The sequence below is a fragment of the Maribacter aquimaris genome, from assembly GCF_014596745.1.
Taxonomy (GTDB): domain Bacteria; phylum Bacteroidota; class Bacteroidia; order Flavobacteriales; family Flavobacteriaceae; genus Maribacter_A; species Maribacter_A aquimaris.
This window is the reverse complement of record NZ_JABTCF010000001.1, coordinates 41,846-63,894: the sequence shown is the minus strand read 5'-3', so window position 1 is coordinate 63,894 and position 22,049 is coordinate 41,846. Positions and strand designations below refer to the sequence as shown.

The 22,049-nt window shown below is 40.7% G+C and carries 15 protein-coding genes and 1 tRNA gene; 8 read left to right on the top strand and 8 right to left on the bottom strand.

Annotated elements, in window-relative coordinates; genetic code table 11:
- The first annotated feature begins 4 nt into the window (after nt 1-4).
- Together HPE56_RS00255 and HPE56_RS00250 are read left to right on the top strand one after the other, a co-directional pair.
- Nucleotides 5-646 carry an SGNH/GDSL hydrolase family protein gene (locus HPE56_RS00255; RefSeq protein WP_223170124.1) on the top strand — a complete coding sequence of 214 codons (642 nt, stop codon included), beginning with the start codon at nt 5-7 and terminating at the stop codon, nt 644-646.
- 188 nt (nt 647-834) lie between these two features.
- Nucleotides 835-1,929, top strand: coding sequence for a family 20 glycosylhydrolase (locus tag HPE56_RS00250; protein ID WP_188241773.1), 1,095 nt, complete (start codon nt 835-837; stop codon nt 1,927-1,929).
- 20 nt (nt 1,930-1,949) lie between these two features.
- Here the strand turns inward: HPE56_RS00250 and HPE56_RS00245 are convergent, their stop codons facing one another.
- Together HPE56_RS00245 and HPE56_RS00240 are read right to left on the bottom strand one after the other, a co-directional pair.
- Nucleotides 1,950-3,284, bottom strand: a complete 1,335-nt coding sequence (locus HPE56_RS00245; RefSeq protein WP_188241772.1) for a Gfo/Idh/MocA family protein — start codon at nt 3,282-3,284, stop codon at nt 1,950-1,952.
- Between the two features lie 144 nt (nt 3,285-3,428).
- A complete protein-coding gene (locus tag HPE56_RS00240; RefSeq protein ID WP_223170123.1) occupies nt 3,429-5,012 on the bottom strand; it encodes a sulfatase family protein in 1,584 nt (527 codons plus the stop codon).
- Between the two features lie 166 nt (nt 5,013-5,178).
- Here HPE56_RS00240 and HPE56_RS00235 point away from each other — a divergent pair, with 166 nt between their 5' ends.
- From HPE56_RS00235 to HPE56_RS00225, 3 genes are all read left to right on the top strand, one after another.
- Nucleotides 5,179-5,520 (top strand): hypothetical protein, encoded by a 342-nt coding sequence (locus HPE56_RS00235; RefSeq protein ID WP_223170122.1) that lies wholly within the window; start codon nt 5,179-5,181, stop codon nt 5,518-5,520.
- Between the two features lie 69 nt (nt 5,521-5,589).
- Complete coding sequence (locus HPE56_RS00230) at nt 5,590-9,927, top strand: CusA/CzcA family heavy metal efflux RND transporter (RefSeq protein WP_188241770.1); 4,338 nt, start codon at nt 5,590-5,592, stop codon at nt 9,925-9,927.
- 62 nt (nt 9,928-9,989) lie between these two features.
- Nucleotides 9,990-11,138, top strand: coding sequence for an efflux RND transporter periplasmic adaptor subunit (locus HPE56_RS00225; RefSeq protein WP_188241769.1), 1,149 nt, complete (start codon nt 9,990-9,992; stop codon nt 11,136-11,138).
- Nucleotides 11,139-11,261: 123 nt separating this feature from the next.
- On the opposite strand, the gene HPE56_RS00220 is transcribed toward HPE56_RS00225, so the two are convergent.
- The 4 genes from HPE56_RS00220 to HPE56_RS00205 all read right to left on the bottom strand — a co-directional run bounded on the left by HPE56_RS00220 (nt 11,262) and on the right by HPE56_RS00205 (nt 16,198).
- Complete coding sequence (locus HPE56_RS00220) at nt 11,262-12,512, bottom strand: NAD(P)/FAD-dependent oxidoreductase (protein ID WP_188241768.1); 1,251 nt, start codon at nt 12,510-12,512, stop codon at nt 11,262-11,264.
- Nucleotides 12,513-12,576: 64 nt separating this feature from the next.
- A complete protein-coding gene (locus tag HPE56_RS00215) occupies nt 12,577-13,584 on the bottom strand; it encodes a 4-hydroxyproline epimerase (RefSeq protein ID WP_188241767.1) in 1,008 nt (335 codons plus the stop codon).
- 11 nt (nt 13,585-13,595) lie between these two features.
- Nucleotides 13,596-15,179: an aldehyde dehydrogenase (NADP(+)) gene (locus HPE56_RS00210; protein WP_188242481.1), complete on the bottom strand. Its 1,584-nt coding sequence runs from the start codon at nt 15,177-15,179 to the stop codon at nt 13,596-13,598.
- 92 nt (nt 15,180-15,271) lie between these two features.
- On the bottom strand, nt 15,272-16,198 hold the full coding sequence (locus HPE56_RS00205; RefSeq protein ID WP_188241766.1) for a dihydrodipicolinate synthase family protein: 927 nt from the start codon (nt 16,196-16,198) through the stop codon (nt 15,272-15,274).
- Between the two features lie 145 nt (nt 16,199-16,343).
- Between HPE56_RS00205 and HPE56_RS00200 the strand changes: the two genes are divergently transcribed.
- On the top strand, nt 16,344-17,207 hold the full coding sequence (locus HPE56_RS00200; RefSeq protein WP_188241765.1) for an AraC family transcriptional regulator: 864 nt from the start codon (nt 16,344-16,346) through the stop codon (nt 17,205-17,207).
- A 74-nt stretch (nt 17,208-17,281) separates the two neighbouring features.
- Nucleotides 17,282-18,844 (top strand): M28 family peptidase, encoded by a 1,563-nt coding sequence (locus HPE56_RS00195; protein WP_188241764.1) that lies wholly within the window; start codon nt 17,282-17,284, stop codon nt 18,842-18,844.
- A 58-nt stretch (nt 18,845-18,902) separates the two neighbouring features.
- Here the strand turns inward: HPE56_RS00195 and HPE56_RS00190 are convergent.
- A tRNA-His gene (locus HPE56_RS00190) sits at nt 18,903-18,978 on the bottom strand.
- Nucleotides 18,979-19,250: 272 nt separating this feature from the next.
- Between HPE56_RS00190 and HPE56_RS00185 the strand changes: the two genes are divergently transcribed.
- A complete protein-coding gene (locus HPE56_RS00185) occupies nt 19,251-21,326 on the top strand; it encodes a tetratricopeptide repeat-containing sensor histidine kinase (protein ID WP_188241763.1) in 2,076 nt (691 codons plus the stop codon).
- Here the strand turns inward: HPE56_RS00185 and bshB1 are convergent.
- On the bottom strand, nt 21,323-22,045 hold the full coding sequence (gene bshB1 / locus HPE56_RS00180) for a bacillithiol biosynthesis deacetylase BshB1 (protein ID WP_188241762.1): 723 nt from the start codon (nt 22,043-22,045) through the stop codon (nt 21,323-21,325). The genes HPE56_RS00185 and bshB1 overlap by 4 nt on opposite strands.
- Nucleotides 22,046-22,049 lie beyond the last annotated feature (4 nt).

Sequence of the window (22,049 nt, the reverse complement as noted above, 5' to 3'; positions counted from 1 at the left end):
TTTAATGATTAACGTTTCTCAAGCCCAGGACTGGGCAAATCTAGAACAGTTTAGGGCAGACAATGCCAAAATAGGTTTACCTGGTGCCCATGAGGATAGGGTTGTATTTATGGGGAATTCCATCACCATTGGCTGGATCAATACCGTTCCGGAATTTTTTGAAGGCAAACCATATATCAACAGGGGAATAGGTGGTCAAACTACCCCACAAATGCTGGTAAGGTTTCGCCAGGATGTTATCGCCTTACAACCAAAGGTAGTGGTCATACTGGCCGGTACCAATGACATTGCAGGTAATACAGGTCCGTCGACACTGGAAATGATTGCCGATAATATAAAATCGATGGCGGAATTGGCTGAGGCCAATGGTATAAAAGTGGTCATTTCCTCGGTACTTCCCGTGTTTGACTATCCATGGAAACCCGGGTTGGAACCGTCAAAAAAAATAATAAAATTAAATAGCATGTTGCGTGCGTATGCCGAAAAAGAAGATCATGTTTATCTTGATTACTTTTCAGTTATGGCCGATGAACGTAATGGATTGCCCAAGAAATATGCCCGTGATGAAGTCCACCCTACAAAATTGGGGTATGAAGTAATGGCTCCTTTGGTAGAAGCTGCAATTGCGAAAGCCATGGAAAATTAAGAAGGAAATAATCATAACGATTCGAATAGCCTCTCTTTGGGGATTAAAAGAACTGTTTAAAATTGTTTTTAAGGGGTAGATCACAAAAAAAGTATTCCCTTTAAAATCAAAAAAAATAGGGAAACAAATTACTGGTTTGAAGCAATGCTGATTTCTTTTGGGTAATTTTTGTACAAAAACCGAGCCTTATGAAACGTTTATTTTTCTTCCTTTTACTGCTTTCCCCGTCCATGTGCCTCATTGCCCAAAATACTTTTGAAGTAAAGGGGTTTTGTATATCCGCCCCACCATCGGATCAGGTTGGACCGTTTATCGATTTTTTGGAAAATGAATTGGCCCCAAACGGAATCAACACCTTGGTTTTAAGGGTGGATTATAATTATTCCTATGAGTCAAGACCCGAATTACGGGGGGGAAATCCTTTGAGTAAGGTTCAAGTAAAGCAAATTGTAAACAAGTGTAAAACACTAAACATCAATATAATACCTCAAGTAAATTTGTTGGGCCATCAAAGTTGGCATTCTGAACATACCAAATTGTTGCAGGTATACCCGGAATTTGATGAAACACCACATATTGCATTGCCAGAAAATTATGTTTGGCCTAATGATGATGGTTTGTATTGTAAGAGTTATTGTCCCTTACATCCCAAAGTACATGAGGTAGTTTTTGATTTGATGGATGAAATTTTGGATGTTTTCGAAGCCGACGCCTTTCATGCCGGTATGGACGAGGTATTTTATTTAGCGGATGATAATTGCCCACGTTGTAAGGGGATGGATCCCGCTACTTTATTTGCCGGTGAATTGATTAAGATCAATAATCATTTAGCCCAACGGGGAGCACGGTTATGGATTTGGGGTGATCGTCTGATTGATGGTGCCCTAACGGGTATTGGAATGTGGGAGGCTTCGATGAATAATACAGCCAGGGCCATTGAAATGATCCCGAAATCCGTAGTTATTTGTGATTGGCATTACGAGAAGGCCTTTCCTACAGCAGCTTATTTTGCGATAAAGGGATTCGATGTCATAACTTGTCCATGGCGTAAACCCGAAGTGGCAGTGGACCAAGTGAGTATGATGCATGATTTTAAAACGAATTCCACTCCGGAAATGGCTGGGCATTATCTCGGAATGATGCAAACTTATTGGTCATCCACCACAAAATTCATAGAAGAGCAAAAAGCATCAACAGGGAATGAAGCCAATGCAGTGACATGTTTCAAGGCCATGGTGAACACTATGAAAACCATAGAATCCTCAAATAGCAAACAGGAATAATTAAATTTAAGAGGGCCATTTTATTTGGCATACTCCCTATTCACCCGACTGCGTAGGGCATTGGCCTCAACATCCCCCTTAAATTGCTCGTTTTCAGGGTCCCATTCCAATGTACGACCCAATTGATAGGCGATGTTCGCTATATTACAGATACTCGCGGATCGATGACCGGTCTCCACATCACATATAGGTTGGGTCCTATTTTTGATGGCATCCAACCAATCTTGGTAATGATTGCCGTTTGAGTTATAAAGACGAATATCTGAATCCTTTGGCATTGCTGTTTTTATATGTTCCGGATTGGTTTCGAAATAGCTTCTACTAATATCCATCGTACCCTCACTTCCAATAAAACGAACGCCCCATCCCCTACCAAAGTCCTCATGCACCATTTCTACGCCATTGGCATAGAACATGCGTAAACCACGAACCAAAGACTTATCTGAAGGAGGAATATAACGGACGGGACCTGAATGGTCCATTCCCAATGCCCATTGGGCAATATCGAACATATGGGCTCCCCAGTCACACAGAATTCCACCACCTACTTCCCTGAACAATCTAAAGTCGGGCCAAAAATCCACATCATTTCGTGAAGGCGCCAATCTGTGATTGTAGGGCAAAAGTGGTGCAGGTCCGCACCAACCATTCCAATCGAGTTCTTCGGGAATGGGTTCTTCCTCCATATTGTAGGGCACTGCAGGATCACCGACATTGACAAGAATCTTTGTAATCTCACCCAAATAACCATTTCGCACCAATTCAGAGGCCCTCCTAAAATCTTCCCAGGATCGTTGCATACTCCCCGTTTGAAGTATCTTCCCCGTTTTCTTTGTAGTTTGTACCAATTCCATTCCCTCTGTTATCCTATGGGTCAAGGGCTTTTCACAATACACATCCTTACCTGCATACATGGCATCCATAGCCTGGGTGGCGTGCCAATGGTCTGGGGTGGCAATTACCACGGCGTCAATATCTTTTCTAGATAGCAATTCTTTATAATCAGGGTAGCTCGTTATTCCTTTATAAGCATTCAATGCCCTTTCTTTCGCATATAATGTACCAACGTGTTTCTCAAAAGCGGCAGTCTTGGTGGTCCAAACATCACAACCCGCTACAATCTGTGCACCCGTATTGGTTACAAATTGATTGGCCAAGCCATTGGTTTGTTTACCCAATCCAATAAAACCTATGTTTATCTTATCATTAGGCGCAATGAATCCCCGCCCCAATACATGTCTTGGAACAATACTGATCGCCCCTACGGTCAATGCTGTATGGGTCAAGAATTTTCTTCGGGAAAGTGGGTTGGGATTTTGCCCTTCTTTTTTTGTGGTATCGGTTGGTTCTTGCATAGTTGGTTTTTTTAATGGCCTTTATTTCCTTCCCAAAAGCTACTACAAAAAACTAGAAATAGCAACAAAAACCATTGAAACTGAATACGATAGTGGTTAATGTAGCCTATCACGATTCAATCGCGGGCATCCCATTCATCCATACTATTGAAATTCACGGGCAAGAATCGATTTCATTACGTCATAGTCCACATCGGTATCCCCATATTTATCGCGCTCTTGCAGCATGGCCAATTTCATTTCCTTGATAATTGCCCCATACTCCAGTTCACCATAGGCATTATGCTGTTCTTTGGGATCCCTTTGAAGATCATAAAATTCCCATGTAGGTGCCGTGGTTTCCTTTGAGGTTCCCTTCATACCCAAATCCTGTCCGTAAAAGAATGCCAATTTGTATCTTTCATTTCGAACACCAAAATGGGCAGGTCGATCGGGATGGTGCAACCAATACCGATAGTACATTTGTTTACGCCAATTACGGGGGGTGTTTCCCTTAAGGTTCTCCCTAAAACTCACTCCTTGTATATACGCTGGTTTCTCAATTCCGGCATAGTCGGCCAATAAGGCGGCGAAATCAATATTCAAGATGATATCATCCAATCGTTGCCCCCCTTTAATTTCTTTGGGGTAACGTATTACAAAAGGCATCCTCAAAGACTCCTCATAAATCAATCGCTTATCAAAAAAGCCATGTTCCCCCAAAAAATAACCCTGGTCGGCCGTATACACTACAATGGTATTCTCGGCGATACCTTGTTCTTCCAAATAATCGAGAAGTTTCCCGATATTGTCATTAACGGCGGCACCACAACGCATAAAATCCTTCACTAGTTTTTGGTAGATTTTTTTTCGCCTTTGAATACTGTCCAGTCCTTCCAAGGGGTATGGCAATCCTGGGTAATCGGTCCAAAATTCATCGGGATGCTTGGTGGCCTTTTCCCATCGTATGGCTAATCGTTCCAAGGTTTGGCCATGAAAGGTGCGTCCGGTATTATTTTGGTCGAAATCCAAAAGGTTTTCGGGTTCTGGGATATCGATATCCTTATAGAGGTCCTTATATCGTTCAGGATAATCAAAAGGTTCATGCGTCGCCTTAAAATTACAGAACATTAAAAAGGGCTTGTTCTTATCGCGTTTATTTAGGTGTTCAATGGTTAAATCCGTTACCACATCCGTAGAAAAACCTTCGTGTTCCGTTCCGGTACTGCTATCATAGCCATCACTCCAATTTCCTTCTGATTTGAAAATAGGATTCCAATACCTACCCTGTCCCGGCAATACGTTATAATAATCAAAACCTTCCGGTTTCCCCACCAAATGCCATTTTCCTATAACTGCGGATTGGTAGCCGTTATTGGATAATGTCCTGGCGATATTAGGATGGTTTCTAGGTAAGGGTTCACTTAATGTATACACCTGGTTCAGGTGACTGTACTGTCCGGTTAAAATACTTGCACGACTCGGGGAACATATGCTATTGGTACAAAAAGCATTGTTCAGGACCATTCCTTCAGACGCTAGACGGTCAATATTGCTATTTTGCACATAATCCTCCAAAATACCGCCATATATTCCCCAAGCCTGGGAGGTGTGGTCGTCAGAGAGAATAAAGAGAATGTTCGGTGGTTCGGGGTTATTCTGGTTTTTGCCCAGTTTTGGGCCACAGCCCATGGTAAAAAGAATTAAAAGCAGACAAAAAAATCGGTGATAATCAATCAAAAACTTCATGTGTTATATCTTATGCATTTTAACATCAAGATAAAAAGAATAATGGAATAAGCTTTAACTATTAAGGGTTTCCTTTTAAATTCAAATAATGTATATCTTTGTTTAACAGATGTCTAAATATTTTTCCATATCGTTATCAATAATGATCCTTATCCAAAGTTTTGGTATGGATTTTCGTGACTTGGCACATATGGACGAATTAATTGAACATGCGCAGTTGCATTCGGAAAAATATGGGGATAATTTCTTAGTGTTCCTATCCAAACATTATGGTGAATTACAGCCAGAACATTCAAAAGACCATCAGGAAGAAAAACAGGATCACGAACAACTTCCCTTTAACCATCATTGCTGTTCGCATAGTATTGTGGTCTATATGGTCAATAATCTTCAGGTTCCGGTTATAAATACGGTTCCGGTTTTTAATTATACAACTAATTTCTTTTATCTGGACTATTATTCCTTTTTAGAAAAATCAGATATTTTCCAACCTCCCAAGCAAGCATAATCCCCATTGATTTAGTTCATCCCTGTCATTAATGACTTGGATGGTTTGTATCACTTTTTATTATGGATTATGTTAACAAATATCATACGATTCAGCATAAAGAATAAACTATTTGTTCTTCTGCTAACCTCATTTATCATATGTTTCGGGCTGTTTTCCATTACACAGATCCCTATCGGGGCAGTACCCGATGTAACCAATAACCAAGTACAGGTTATTACGACATCACAGAATCTTTCCACCCAGGATATCGAACAATTCATCACCTATCCTGTTGAACTGGAAATGGCAAACTTGCCCGGCGTTGTGGAAATTCGTTCCATATCCAAATTCGGACTCTCAGTGGTGACCATTGTTTTTGAGGATAACATGGGCACCTATTTGCCTAGGCAGCTAATTGCCGAAAAAATAAAATCGGCTTCAGAAAAAATACCAGACGGATTTGGTACTCCGGAAATGGGCCCCATAACCACGGGCTTGGGTGAAATTTACCAATATGTCTTGGATACAAAACCGGGCTATAAGGATCAATATTCCGCCATGGATCTCCGCACAATCCAGGATTGGATCGTAAAACGACAGTTATCCGGTATACCTGGGGTTGTTGAAGTTAACACTTGGGGAGGTTATCTAAAACAATATGAAGTAGCCATCAATACGGAGAAATTACATGCCATGAATATCGCTATCAGTGAAATTTTCAATGCGTTGGAGAATAACAATAGCGTGGCCGGTGGTGGATATATTGAAAAGAACAACCAAGCCTATTTTATACGGGGAGAAGGACTTGTAACTTCCTTGGAGGATATAGAGAAAATCGTAGTAAGAAATGAAGATGGGGTTCCCATTTTAATCAAGGATATCGCAAGTGTAGGTTTTGGTAGTGCTACCCGATTCGGAGCCATAACAGGCAATGGTGAAGGGGAAAAAGTATTGGGCCAAGTCATGATGCTCAAGGATGCCAATTCAAAAAAAGTTATCGATGCCGTTAAAGACAGGGTCGCTTCCATTTCTAAAACGCTACCTGAGGGAGTTTACATCAATCCATTTTTAGAGCGTAGTGCCTTAATTGGCAAGACAACGTTCACTGTGGCCGAAAACCTTATTCTAGGGTGTCTTATCGTCATATTTGTTGTGGTATTGCTCTTAGGTAATTTAAGATCGGGGTTAGTGGTGGCCTCGGTTATTCCCATATGCCTTTTGTTTGCCCTTTCACTCATGTATATTTTTGGGGTCGATGCGAATTTAATGAGCTTGGGTGCAATTGATTTTGGAATCATCATCGATGGTGCGGTGATCATCGTGGAGTTTATTGCTTTTCAAATTACCTCCAATCGTCTGGAATTAATGCAAATGTCCAAAAAAGATGTACAAGAGGCCAAGGACAGGATTACGCTCCAAAGTGCCTCAAAAATGATGAATTCCGCAATTTTTGGCCAGTTGATTATCTTCATTGTCTTTATTCCTATCCTCTCATTAAGTGGCGTTGAAGGTAAGATGTTCAAGCCTATGGCATTGACCTTTAGTTTTGCGTTGATCGGGGCCATGCTCCTTTGTTTTACCTATGTTCCGGTTATCTCATCCATCATACTGAAGCCAACACAGATTACCGATAAGAATGTATCGGTGCGCCTAATGCGGTTTCTAAATCTACTCTATACCCCTACCATAAAATGGGCTTTGGCAAGTAGAAAATTGGTTTTGTCCATCGCCGGGCTTTTATTGGTGTCGGCCATATATCTTTTCACTACCATGGGCGGGGAGTTCGTGCCCACTTTGGACGAAGGGGATTTTGTGATCCAACCGATACTCAAGACGGGGACATCGTTGAGTAAGACCATTGAGACGACTACCCAAATCGAAAGGATCTTATTGGAAAAATTTCCTGAGGTAGACCAAGTGGTTACCAGGATCGGTGCTGCGGAAGTTCCTACAGACCCTATGTCTATGGAAGAAACCGATGTTATCATCACCTTGAAACCAAAGAAGGAATGGGTGTCAGCCGATTCCAAGGATGAACTTGCCGATAAATTCAAGGAAGCACTTGGGATTATCCCAGGCATGGAAGTGGAGTTTACACAGCCCATAGAAATGCGGTTCAATGAACTTATTACAGGGGTACGGGCCGATATCGCCATTAAGATTTTTGGTGATGACCTGGATATTCTCAATAAAAAGGGAAATGAAATCAAAAGGTTGATCCAGGATGTTAAGGGAGCAGCCGATATCAGTGTAGAGAAAATAGCGGGGCTTCCACAAATGAACATAAAATTCAAAAGGGAAAAAATTGCCCGTTACGGATTGAATATCAGTGATGTGAACAAAGTGATTTCCATGGGCTTTGGAGGAAGTACGATGGGTAGCATTTTTGAAGGGGAAAAACGTTTTGATCTTGCCCTCCGGTTGGATGATGTAAGCAGAAGGAATATAGATGATATCAAAAACTTTTATATCGACTTACCTTCCGGAGGAAAAATACCCCTGAATGAAGTTGCGGATATCTCCTATACCAAAGGAGCTGCCAAAATCTCAAGGGATGATACAAAAAGGAGAATCGTGGTGGGCATCAATGTGCGTAATCGGGACTTGCAATCCGTGGTTACCGATGTTCAAAATAAGCTTGAATCGCAATTGAAGCTTCCAGTGGGGTATACCATTACGTATGGCGGACAGTTTGAAAACCTACAAAGTGCCAAAAATCGGTTGAAAATAGCCGTCCCCGTGGCATTGGTCCTCATTTTCATCCTGCTCTACTTTGCTTTCAATTCGATTAAGGAAGCGTTGATGATCTTATCCGCAATTCCCCTTGCCGCTGTCGGTGGTGTGTTTTTGCTATGGTTACGGGATATGCCTTTCAGTATTTCTGCAGGAGTGGGCTTTATTGCGCTTTTTGGTATTGCGGTATTGAACGGCATTGTACTCATAGAACATTTTAAGGAATTAAAGAAACAGGGTATGAAAGATATTGAAGCCCGTATAAAACAAGGGACTAAAGATCGTTTAAGGGCGGTTTTACTAACAGCGGCCGCGGCGGCACTGGGATTTTTACCCATGGCGGTTTCTACCAACGCAGGAGCGGAAGTTCAAAGACCCTTGGCTACCGTTGTCATCGGAGGTCTTGTTACCGCAACACTTCTTACTTTGGTCGTATTGCCTGTCCTATATGCCATTTTTGATACAAAACACAAATCAACCCGTATTTTGAAAAAGAAAAAAAATAAAAACTTAGGAATTTTTCTATTGCTTATTGGGTTGGCCGTACAGGTCAATGGCCAGGACAAAGGATTGCATTTTGATGAAATTAGGGCATTGGCATTGCAAAATAATGCCGGTCTTAAGGCGGCTGAACTTAAAACCCAATCCTCCAAGGCCTTGGTAGGTAGTGCTTTTGATTTTGATAAAACAGAGGTCTATTATTCCTACGACCAAAACAATCTGGCCTTTAACGATAAACCGTTGAACGTTTATGGGGTACAACAAAGTATCCTATTTCCAACAGTCTATTTTGCAGGTAAGCGAATCAACAAGGCAAACTTGCGCATGGAGGAAAGCAACTTTGAACTGCAAAAACAACTACTTGAGCGCGAAATTGCCTCTGCCTATTACCAATTATTGTACGAGCGGGAGAAAACCCAGGTATATCGGTATTTAGACAGTATTTATCAGAAATTCGCACATGCCTCGCAGCGTAGGTTCGAATTGGGCGAAACGAACTACTTAGAGAAGATCACTGCACAAGCCAAACAAAAAGAACTCCATGCCCTTTATATACAGGCTAAGGAAGATGTGACATTGGCCCAAGTACAACTGCAGAAAACGATACAAATCGATGAATCCATCAAGGTAGCCCTTATGCCACTTGATAAATTGGAATTGCAATCCGCAGGGATTTCCGAAAATATCGGATTAACCCTTTATGAACAAAGAAATGAATGGTTTAAGGCCAAAAGTGGTTATGAAAAGCAATCCTTATTGCCCGATATCAATTTTGATTATTTCCAAGGGACCAATTCCGGTTTGGGAGAACATCTTTATGGTTATCAGGTAGGGTTGAAAATACCTTTGCTCTTCAATGGCAAGGCTGCGAAAATCAAGGCCGCAAAAATCGCAAAGGATATGGCTATTGAGGAATCGGTGAATTACGAGAACCAATTGTACCTAAAGCATGAAAAATTAATGGGGCAACTCCGTAAATACGAGGAGACCTTGCGCTATTATGAGAACGACGGACAACACCTTTCCGAAGAAATATTGAAAACCGCTTCGGTTGGCTTCCAAAATGGGGAAATCGATTTTTTCCAATATATACAAAGCTTGGAAAATGCCTATCGCATAACATTATCCTATTTGGAGAATCTCAACCATTATAACCAAACCGTTATTGCCTTAAATCATTTGACCTTATGATCAGCAACGATTTTAAAACGGGAAACGTAAAAACGAATAGTACGAAACACAAAATAAACGTCATGAAATCATTTCAAAATATAGCATTCCTAATATCGGCCTTTATGATTCTAGCCTGTGGGGAATCAAAAAGCAATGGTGAAAATACGGTAACTACCGAGGACACCATCCAGAAAAACGAAATTGAACTGACTAAGGCCCAGTTCGATAGCAATACAATGCAATTGGGGCAATTATCGGAACAGCCCTTTCCTACGGTAATCAATACAACAGGAATGATAGATGTGCCGCCTCAAAACCGGGCCATTATTAGTTCTTTTATCGGAGGCTATGTCAAGAGGACACCCTTATTGATCGGGGATAAAATCTCAAAGGGACAAGTCTTGGTCACATTGGAAAATCCGGAATTCGTTGAAATGCAGCAAACCTATCTTGAAACTGCCCAACAACTTACTTTCCTTAAATCGGAATATGAACGTCAAAAAACACTTGTCGAGGAAAAGATCAGCTCACAGAAAAATTTTCTGAAAGCGGAAAGTGAATACAAGAGTGCATTGGCACATTACAACGGCTTAAAGAAAAAGCTTCAAATGTTGAACATCAATATTGCTTCGGTGGAGGCCGGAAATATTACTTCGACCATTACCCTTTACGCCCCTATCCATGGTAGCGTAACCAAATTGAACATAAGTAAGGGGACTTATGTTTCCCCTTCGGATGAGATTATGGAAATCATTAATACTGACCATGTACATCTTGAACTCTCTGTTTTTGAAAAGGATGTTCTTAAGATAAAAGAAGGACAAAAAATCCTTTTTAAGATTCCTGAAGCCGATAATGAATTTTATGAAGCTGAAGTGCATTTGGTAGGGACGTCAATAGATTTGAAAAATAGGACGGTGAAGGTTCATGGCCATTTACTGGATGACGAAAACCACAATTTTGCAGTGGGCATGTTCGTCGATGCGCAAATTATCACAAATTCAACCAAAGAGTCTGCCTTGCCTGAAAGTGCCATCATTTCAATGGACGATTCCCATTATGTTCTTTTGAATGTCTCTAGGGGGGATTCCTATAATTTTACCCGTAAGGAAGTAACGATTGGTGATAGTTTCAATGGATTCACAATGATAAAAAATAGTAGTGATTTTGATGCCAATGACAAGTTCTTGGTTCAAGGAGCCTTTAACCTTATCGGTGAAATGGAATAGTTGCTGATTTTTTAAATAAATATGATGGTATTTTTTGGTATTAACTATCCCGTTGAGTTTCATTAAAATCAACAAGGGGCATATCACGATTGTAGTCATGCCTTTTTACTGTATAAAATTGCACTAAAACGTACGAAATGGCGTAAAAGGATCTATAGGCAATGATGTTCTTCGGTCGCTGGCAATTTCTGCGACCAACTTACCCGTTGCGGGACCCAGGCTCCATCCCATCATGGCATGGCCTGTGGCAAAAATGAGGTTTTCAATGTGGTTACTCTTGCCTATATAAGGTAATCCGTCTGGGGATACGGGGCGCATCCCACTTTGTGCATTGTCTTTTTCCACAGGGTTTACCTTAATATCGGGATAATAATCCGTAGCCGCATGGGCGATAGCCTCGACCCTTTCTTTTCGGACAATGGAATTTATCCCTGAAAACTCCATGGTACCCGCAAAACGGGTAAATCCTTTCATGGGGGTGACCGCAACCTTAGCTTCCATTAAAATGGCGGGTATAGTAATGCCAGTAGGTCTTTCGAGATTTATTCGATAGCCTTTTCCTGCCTGTAAAGGTAGTTTTATGTACAGTTTTTTTGAAAATTGTCCACTCCATGAACCTGCGGCCAAAACTACTTCATCCGCTTTATAGGTACCTTTGTTGGTCAATACTTGTCGTATTTTCGCATTTACCAGGTCAACACCCGTGACTTCCTCATTTGTTTTTATAAGTACCCCTGAATTTCTTAAATAGGATACCATTTTCGGCATAAATTCAGTGGGGGTCATATGGGCATCACAAGCATAATGAATCGCTCCTTTGGCATTGATCGTACAATTAGGTTCAAATGCTTTCAATTGTACACGATTCAAAACATCCACTGCCAGACCCAATTCCCCTACCTTTTTTGCGACTAGCATTTCTTTTTCTCCGGCAGCATCCGTTTTAAACACCATCAATAATCCCTTTCGGTCGAATTGAAAATCCCCTAGATCCCCTGAAGCTTTTATGGAAGCAAACAATTCCCTGCTAAATAGATTTATATTTTTTATGACAGGAATTGCCCTTTCTACCTTTTTTTGGGTTGAGGCTTTATGAAAATACCAAGCCCATTTAAAAAAATCGGTATCGAACTGGGGTTTTATATAAAATGGACTGGAGGAATTAAACATCCATTTAAAACCTTTGGCCGTCATGCCAGGAGCTGCCAACGGAATTATATGGCTTGGGGTTATATATCCTGCATTGACAAAAGAAGCACCATCGCTAATATCCGATTTATCAATCACCGTTACTTGATGTCCTTCTTTATGTAGATAGTAGGCGGAGCACAGCCCAATGATCCCTCCCCCAATAACAACGACTTCTTTGTTCATTCCCAAATATCAATTTAAATTTTCGAATAGCGGAAAACATGGGTTTTAGTTTCCTATAAGGGTTCTAAATTACCTGAAACCCATGGGCATAGGGATCATCATCATCAATGGTAATGGTATTATGCCCGTAAACTTTGGCCCACCCTTGAATACTCGGAACAATAGCGGGTATATCCCTTAAAACGACCTCCTGCTCTACCCTACCAATAAATTGGGATCCAATATAGCTTTCATGTATAAATTCGGTTCCTAATCGTAGTTTGCCTTTGGCGTACCATTGGGCCATACGTGCTGATGTACCTGTACCGCAGGGTGAACGGTCTATGGCCTTATTTCCATAAAAAACGGCATTACGGGCCGTAGCTTTTGGTGAAAGGGTCTTACCTGCCCATAAAATATGACTTACCCCATTTATGGTAGGGTCATCGGGGTGTACAAACCTATCTGGGTATTTGGCATTGATCTTATCCCTTATTTCCTGACTGAATTGTATGAGCTTAGTTGCGGTATAGTCCTGTATACCTTTAAAATTCTTCTGAGAATCAACGATGGCATAGAAATTTCCCCCGTAGGAAACATCAAATACTAATTCGCCCAGTTGTGAACAATCCACAGTTAGTTCGGTTACCGCCAAATAGGATTTCACATTGGTCAATTTTACCCAATCGACTTTTTTACCGGTTTGTCGGTATTCCACCTGGACCAATCCGGCGGGAGTTTCCATCCGTACTTTACCGGGAACCTTAGGGGTCAAAAGACCTTCCTCAATCCCTATGGTAATTGCCCCAATGGTACCATGTCCGCACATGGGCAGGCATCCACTGGTTTCTATAAAAAGAATACCAAAATCATTGACCGCCTCCGAAGGGGGATAAAAAATACTCCCACTCATCATATCGTGTCCACGTGGCTCAAACATGAGTCCTTTGCGAATCCAATCATACTCCTTTAAAAAATGCTGCCTTTTTTCACTCATATTCCGCCCCATGAGCTCCGGCCCACCATGGGCCACTACCCTAACCGGGTTTCCGCAGGTGTGCGCATCGATACAAGTAAATGAGCTTTGCCCCATTCAAGGATTGATTATACGTTGTTTTTGGTCTGTTCATTGTTGACAAGCCGGGAAATTCCCAAAGGATTTGAATTTTTCAAGGCATCGGGCAATAGCTTATCGGGCCAATCCTGGTAACTGATTGGCCGTACCCATCGTTTTATGGAATGAATACCTACAGCCGTAAAGCGACTATCCGTTGAAGCAGGATAAGGTCCGCCATGTTGCATTGATGGGCAAACCTCTACACCCGTTGGCACACCATTGTATATTAATCGGCCTACCCTATTTTGTAATGCATCGACTATTTTTTGGTGCCCTGCCAATTCGCTTTCCTCAGCGATTATGGTACCTGTCAATTGACCTTCAAGATTCCTGATGATTTTTTCCAATTGATCAACGTCCTCACATTGAACAACAATAGAATAGGGTCCAAAAACCTCCTGGTGTAAGGTCGTGTTTTGTAAGAAGGTCTTACCCTCTACCGTAGTTACGGTCTGCCGGGCATAATTTGCCTGTACGCTAGGCGCCTTATCGGCCATAACCTGCAATCCCTTCTGTGATAGGGCCTTGTCTTTTTTATGTTCATAGGCACCTATAATATTGGGGTGCAACATGCATGTGGGCTCTATTTTGATGATCTCTTCTGAAAGCTTATTTATAAAGTCGGTTAGTGCCTCACTCTTGATACCTAGAAGTAATCCGGGATTGGTACAAAATTGTCCAGTACCCAAAGTGATGGACCCTGCATAGGTTTTGGCCAAGTCCGCTCCTCTTTTATGAATTGCATCAGGCAAAATCACAACGGGATTGATACTTCCCATTTCAGCAAAAACAGGAATCGGTTCCTCGCGTTGGGAAGCAAGGTTGAATAAAGCCCTGCCACCTCCGATACTTCCTGTAAAGCCCACTGCTTTTACCCCAGGATGTTTTACCAAGGCAGAACCTACCTCGATGCCACTACTATTCAAATTAGAAAAAACCCCGTTGGGCATATTGGTCTTTTGAATGGCTTTTACAATTGCCGAGGCCACTAATTCCCCTGTTCCGGCATGCATGGGATGTGACTTGACGATTACCGGACATCCCGCAGCAAATGCAGCTGCCGTATCACCACCGGCAGTTGAATATGCCAAAGGAAAATTACTTGCCCCGAAAACGACTACGGGTCCTAAAGGAATGAGCATTTTACGTAAATCGGATTTAGGTATGGGTGTTCTATCAGGGATGGCAGTATCTATGGATGCCTCTACCCAGGAACCTTCCTCGACCAATGCAGCAAAGGCCCGCAATTGCCCAATGGTCCTACCTCTTTCACCCATGGCCCTACCTTCTGGCAAACCTGTTTCCGAGCAATACGTTTTGATCAATAGTTCATCCAAAGCTAAAATCTCATCGGCTATGGCATTTAAAAAACCGGCCTTCTTTATCCCTGACAAAGTCCCAAATTCAATAGAAGCCGCTGTTGCCAAACGTACTGCCTGGTCGATTTCATCTTCGGTAGCCTCAACGAAGGAAAAAGTGTTTTCGGTGTTCAATTGTGGATTAAACGTTTTATAGGTTTTGTCTCCTTTCCCAGAGCGTGAATTCCCAATAAAGTTCTTACCCGTAATCATTTTGGTGTTCATTTTTATTTTCTTGATTATTCTACTACCAAATTATAGAATATTATTCTAAAATTGTGGGTAACTGTAATAAAATAGACTATTTAGGTATCTTGGGTTAAGTCTTTATATAGTGGTAAACTAGGCCTTGTTCTTAGGCTTTCCCCTATAATTCCCAAAACCCTTTTACGCTCGGCACCTTCAAGTGGCAATCTTGGGGCCCTGACTATTTCGGTACCGATTCCTGTACTGCATTCTGCGAGTTTAATATTCTGGACCAATTGAGGGCTGATATCCAATTCCAACAATGGTAAAAACCACCTGTATATAGCAATAGCCTCCTTGGTCCTACCTGCTTTGACCAACTCATAAATAGCAACCGTCTCGGCAGGAAAGGCACATACGAGTCCGGCAACCCAGCCATCGGCTCCCATCAGCATACTTTCCAAGGCCAAGGTGTCAACACCACAGAGTACCTTTAAGCGGTTGCCAAATCGATTTCGTATTCTCGTAACGTTGGAAATATCACGGGTAGACTCTTTAACCGCCTCGATATTATCGCACTCCAACATTTCCTGCAGCATATCCAAGGTTACCTCGATTTTATAATCAATCGGATTGTTATAGATCATTATGGGCAAATCCGTGGAATTGGCAATTGTCTTAAAATAAACAACGGTTTCCCTATCTGTTGCCTTATAGCGCATTGGTGGTAACATCATTAAACCGTTTGCCCCGTATTCCTTGGCCCTTTGCACGGCAACAAGGGCATCATGGGTACTTTGCTCAGCGATATTGATGATTACGGGAACGTTGCCTGCTACTATTTTAACGGTTTCCTGAATAAGGATACGCTTTTCCCCATCGGTCAAGGTACTGGCCTCCCCCAAGGTTCCTCCCAGGATTATCCCATGTACCCCTGCATTCAATTGTGCTTCAATGTTTATACGGAACATTTTCAAATCCAAGGTATCATCCGGACTAAATTTGGTCGTTACCGCTGGCATTACGCCCTGCCATTGTACTTTCATGCCTTACTTTTTAATGGATTATACACAAAAATACACAGGGAGTATGCTTTATAAATACATTTAAATTATCCAAATATATGCGTATATTATCCTATTAAAAGGCATTAACACAAAATGACGTACAATATTCGCATATTATAAAACAATGAAAGTATATCCCTTTAAAATTCCAAAGCCCTTGAACCAAAACCTGATCGTTCAGGTTGATGAGTCCAAGATGTTCTATGGTCAATTACACCAGCATGAGGAAATTCAACTTAGTTGGATCGTAAAGGGTAAGGGGAAATTAATTACCGGGGATAGTATTCATCATTTTAGCAATAACGACTTTTTTGTCATTGGTCCGAATTGTCCACATCTTTTTCAAAGTGAATTAATGGACGAAAACGCTAAAATGATTTCCTTGTTTTTTACGCGGGATTCTTTTGGAAAGGATTTTTTTGATCTGGCCGATATTCAAGAGGTACAACCATTTTTCAACTGTGCAAAAAACGGATTTAGATTGGTATCTGACCGAAAGGAAGTTCATAAACTCATTGAACAAATGCCACGCCAAGGAAAACTCACCCGTTTTATCAGCCTTCTGCAACTGATGAAAATACTGTGTACGGCGCGCAAGGAGATGTTAACGGGTTTTGTTTATCCAAAGCATATTGGTGACAGGGATGGGCAACGATTACAATCCATATTCGATTATGTCGTAAATAATTTTCAACAGGAAATACGATTGGGCATTATATCTGAATTGGCCTTTATGACGCCAAATGCTTTTTGTCGTTTCTTTAAAAAACAGACCAATAAAACCTTTTTTCAATTTTTGATAGAACTACGGCTTGAACATGCATGCCATTTACTCGCAACCTCAAATCTGAGTATCGCCGAAATCGCGGAACAATCCGGTTTTAATTCAATTTCCAATTTTAATCGTCAATTTAAGGCGCAAAAGGGCATGGCCCCCACCCAGTACGCCGATAATCCATCCTTAAAAAAGAAAAAGGGGCAGCAGTAGGATGTGTCTTTCAAATAAAAAGTACTTATCCTTCGGTTTTCATTATTTTTGATGTCATTAAAAATACGACCCAAATGAAAAAATTGGTTTTGATTGCTGTTGGCTTGACCATGGCCTGTAATTCTTCCCAAAATACGGTTCCTGAAAAAAAGGAAATCACTACATCTCCATCCGTTGAAACAACGTATGCCGCAACCATAACATCCGACGAATTAAAAAAGCACCTCTATGTATATGCTTCGGATGAATTTGAAGGGCGCGAGACAGGAACACCGGGCGAAAAGAAAGCTGCAGCATATATTAAGGACGAATATGTTGCATTGGGCATTCCTGCAGCAAAGGAAAACGGTGACTACTACCAAGAAGTCCCTTTGGTCATGGATGTAATGCCGAAGGGGGAATTACGCATAAATGGTATGGATTATAAATTAGGTGAGGATGTACTTGCCTTTGATGCCGCCCAAGGTCATTTTAGTGATATTGTTTATGTGGGGTATGGTATTGACGATAAGAATTATAGTGATTATGAAGGAATTGATATAAAAGGCAAGTTAGTATTGGTGAAGTTCGGGGAGCCTGTGAATGCCGATGGCACTTTTAAGGTCACTGGTACCCGTAATAATTCAAAATGGAGCAAGGTGTCCGATGCCTATGGTATGCGCTCGAAAACGATTCAGGGGCGTGGTGGACTTGGTATGTTGTATTATGACGACACCAATTATACGAGATATCAAAGTTATTTCAATAGAAGAAGAGATCGTTCTTCTGGGGGACTGTCTTTAAAAACTACCAATGATAACGACTTTATCAATATTGTTCTGAATAAAAATGTTGCAACGGCCTTATACCCTGGTATTTTAAATACCACCTCTAAGGAGGTAATAAAAACAGCATTGGATCTTAACCTAAGTTCCGATAGTGGTATCATTGAGTCGGAAAATGTTGTAGCTGTTATCAAGGGATCGACCAAACCCGAGGAATATGTTGTATTATCTTCCCATTTAGACCATATAGGAATAACGGATAAGGGGGAAATCAATAATGGGGCCGATGATGATGGATCGGGAACCGTGGCCTTATTGGAAATAGCAGAAGCTTTTAAAAAGGCCGTCGATGCGGGAAATGGACCAAAGCGCTCCGTTGTCTTTTTACATGTGACAGGAGAGGAAAAAGGGTTATTGGGATCCCAGTATTATACCGATGTGCAACCGATATTTCCATTAAGCCAAACCGTGGCCAATTTAAATATCGATATGATAGGTAGAATAGACCCTAAACGTGAAGGTAACCGCAATTACATTTATTTAATCGGTTCGGATAAATTAAGTACCGAATTGCATAACCTCTCTGAAGCGGTGAACAAAAAATATATGAACATTGAATTGGATTATAAATATAATGATGAGAACGACCCCAACCGTTTTTATTATCGAAGCGATCATTACAATTTTGCCAAAAACAACATTCCTATAATCTTTTATTTCAATGGTACCCATGATGATTACCATCGACCCTCCGATACCCCGGATAAAATAAATTATGACCTATTGGAGAACAGGACACGGTTGGTATTCCATACAGCCTGGGAAATTGCCAATCGCGACCAAAAAATAATAGTGGACAAAGCTGTAAAGTAAGTGCTTCACGTGTAATACAAAAAAAGCCCTGACGATTCCGTCAGGGCTTTTGCATTTTGGGTGGAAGACGGGATTCGAACCCGCGACCCTCGGTACCACAAACCGATGCTCTAACCAACTGAGCTACAACCACCATTTAAAGCGGTCGCAAAGGTAATTTTTTTTCATTGATTGTGCCAATAAAAACAAAATTTATTTTTTAAATAAATATCATTTTAAAAGAGAACAATAAAATCATTCAGCCTATCTATACAACTAAAATAACACCGTTTTATCGATGAAATACACTTCTACTGGGACAAAACACACAAAAATGAGTATTTCACAACATTTATTATTTATCTGCCCTAAAGGGAATTAAATTTATTCCTTAATTAAAAAGTTGTTTTAGTACCCTATCCTTGAAATGAGAATTAAACAAATATCCCTATTGAACAAGCTGGTTATTGCTTTCGTAGTCCTACTGACTTTCGGATTTGGCCAGGTTCAGTCCCAAGTACCACGTAGGGATAGTCTACAATTTCAAATACAACGATTAAAATCGAAGAGTGACTTTAATCCTAAAGACAGTACATACATTACTTTATTGAATGACTTGGGAGGTGAAATACGGTATTTCAACTCTGATAGTCTATATCTACTTTCCAAAGAGGCCTACGCCCACTCCTCAAGTGCGGACTATGAATATGGCCAAAGTAGTTCTTTGGTAGGGATTGGTAACTATTATGAAGATCAAGGCAATTACGACGAGGCTATCAAATACTACCAAAAAGCCCTAAAGATCGTAAAGAACAGTAATCATAGGAATGATGTACTGAATATTGAGAATAGCATTGCCAATGTGTATTACTACCAAGGCGATTATGCAGAATCTTTAAGTCGAAACTTGAAAAATCTTGAACTTGCCTCTGAATTGGGGAATGACATGGTACTATCGATCATCAATGAAAATATTGCCGGCTTATATGCGGATCAGAACGACTTTGAACAAGCAATTCAATTTTTTAAGATTGTAAAGAAAATCAATAAAAAAATAGGGGATGATATCAATTCGGCTGAAACAATGAGCAATTTAGCCTCTGTTTATAGTGATATGGATGAATTGGAATATGCCATGTACAATATAAACAGTAGTATAGCCATCTTTGAAAAGCACAAAATAATGGATTGGTTGGCTTTTGCCTATCAGGTAAAAGGAAAAACCTACTTAAAGGCAAAAGATTACAAATGGGCATTGTACTGGTACAAACAAAGTGAGATGCTTCACAAGAATATTGAGGACAATCGTGGGGAGACTTCACTATTAAATGGTATTGCAGAATCTTATTTGGGTCGGGATAAAGATGATCTTGCTGAGGAATACGCTCTAAAGGCCTTTGAAATTTCAAAACAGATCAGATTTCATGAAGAAATGCTGAATAGTGCAAGAATCTTATATCAAACCAACAAGAAAAAGGGAGATTATAAAACCGCCTTGGATTATCATGAACTTTTTCAAACCTTGCACGATACCATTACGACGAACAAGAATAAAAAAAGTCTGACCATGTTGGTTACCAAGATAGACTTTGAGAAACAAAAAGAACAGCTTATCACCGAGAATGAGAAGGCCTTAGCCAGTCAAAAGATATATATCTATCTCGGTTTATTGGTCCTTGTCATTTTCTTAATCATAACATTAATTGTAAAAAGAAACGAAAAGATCCAGAAAAAATTGAACATTGAATTATATGATAAAACCGCCAAATTGGTTGAAAATGAAAAGGAATTACGGGAAATCAATGAGACAAAAGATAAATTATTCTCTATCATCGGTCATGACCTTCGAGGTCCTATCGGTGCTTTCCAAGGGCTCCTACAGCTTTATAAAAACGGTGAAATAGATTCCAAGGACTTTTTACAGTTTATCCCAAAATTAAGATCGGATATCGATAATATTTCATTTACACTAAACAACCTACTTTCTTGGGGAAGGACACAAATGAACGGATCTACGACCAAACCAAGTATCGTTTCCTTGGAGAATTTGGTTCAAGAGAATATTAATCTGCTTGAGGAAACTGCCAAGGTCAAATCTATTCGTATTAAAAATAAGGTTAAAGTCAATACCCTATGCTGGTCAGACAGCGATCATATTGATATCGTTATTCGAAACTTATTGAGCAATGCCATTAAATTCACTCCTGAAGGAGGACAGATAACCATTAATGCCGATGAGCATAGTACATCATGGGAAATTTCGGTTCGCGATACCGGTGTAGGTATCGATGCTGAAACCCAAAAGAAACTTTTCAACAAAAATTCCAATATAACCACCTATGGTACCAATGATGAAAAAGGTACTGGTTTGGGTCTATCACTCTGCATGGAATTAGTGAAAAAAAACAAAGGAAAAATTTGGGTGGAAAGTGTTATACCCAATGGTTCCTGTTTCTATTTTAAATTACCCAAAATGAAAAATAAATTACAAAAAACCGGTTAAAATAAATCATCAAAACTCTTGATTCCTGGAAAACGCTCGGTTGTAAAACCTTCAGCATGGTCTACCCCTATTATTCGCCCTAAATCCTTTGCCCTATAATCTACACTATCCAAAAAATTCTTACTGCTGATCGGTGTTTCGGGTTCCTCACTATTTGGATCATGAAATTGGGACGAATATGCCAAAATCGCCTCGATTTTTGTATCGATATACCCTGACACGTCAAGTACAAAATCAGGATTTAAATTTTTCCATTGTATATAATGGTATACTTGTTTTGGTCGCCACGGATCCTGCCATTGGTCATCCCCATCCATTTTTGTATCTATTTTTATCAATCCACTCAAAAAGCAAGCATTACTTACCAAATCACTTCCTTTGCCGTGGTCAATATGCCGATCATCAACTGCATTGCATAAAACGATTTCCGGGCGGTATTTTCGTACCATCCGAATTACGGCCATTTGGTGCTTTTGGTCGTTTACGAAAAACCCATCTGCGAATTGCAGGTTTTCCCGAACGGAAACCCCCAATACTTTGGCTGCAGCAGCAGCCTCCCTATCCCGAATTTCAGCGGAACCACGGGTTCCCAATTCCCCCCGTGTCAAATCTATTATTCCTACTTTCTTTCCCCTCGCTACTTCCTTGGCTATGGTCGCTCCTGCACCAAGCTCTGCGTCATCAGGGTGTGCCCCGAAAACCAATATATCCAGTTTCATGTTA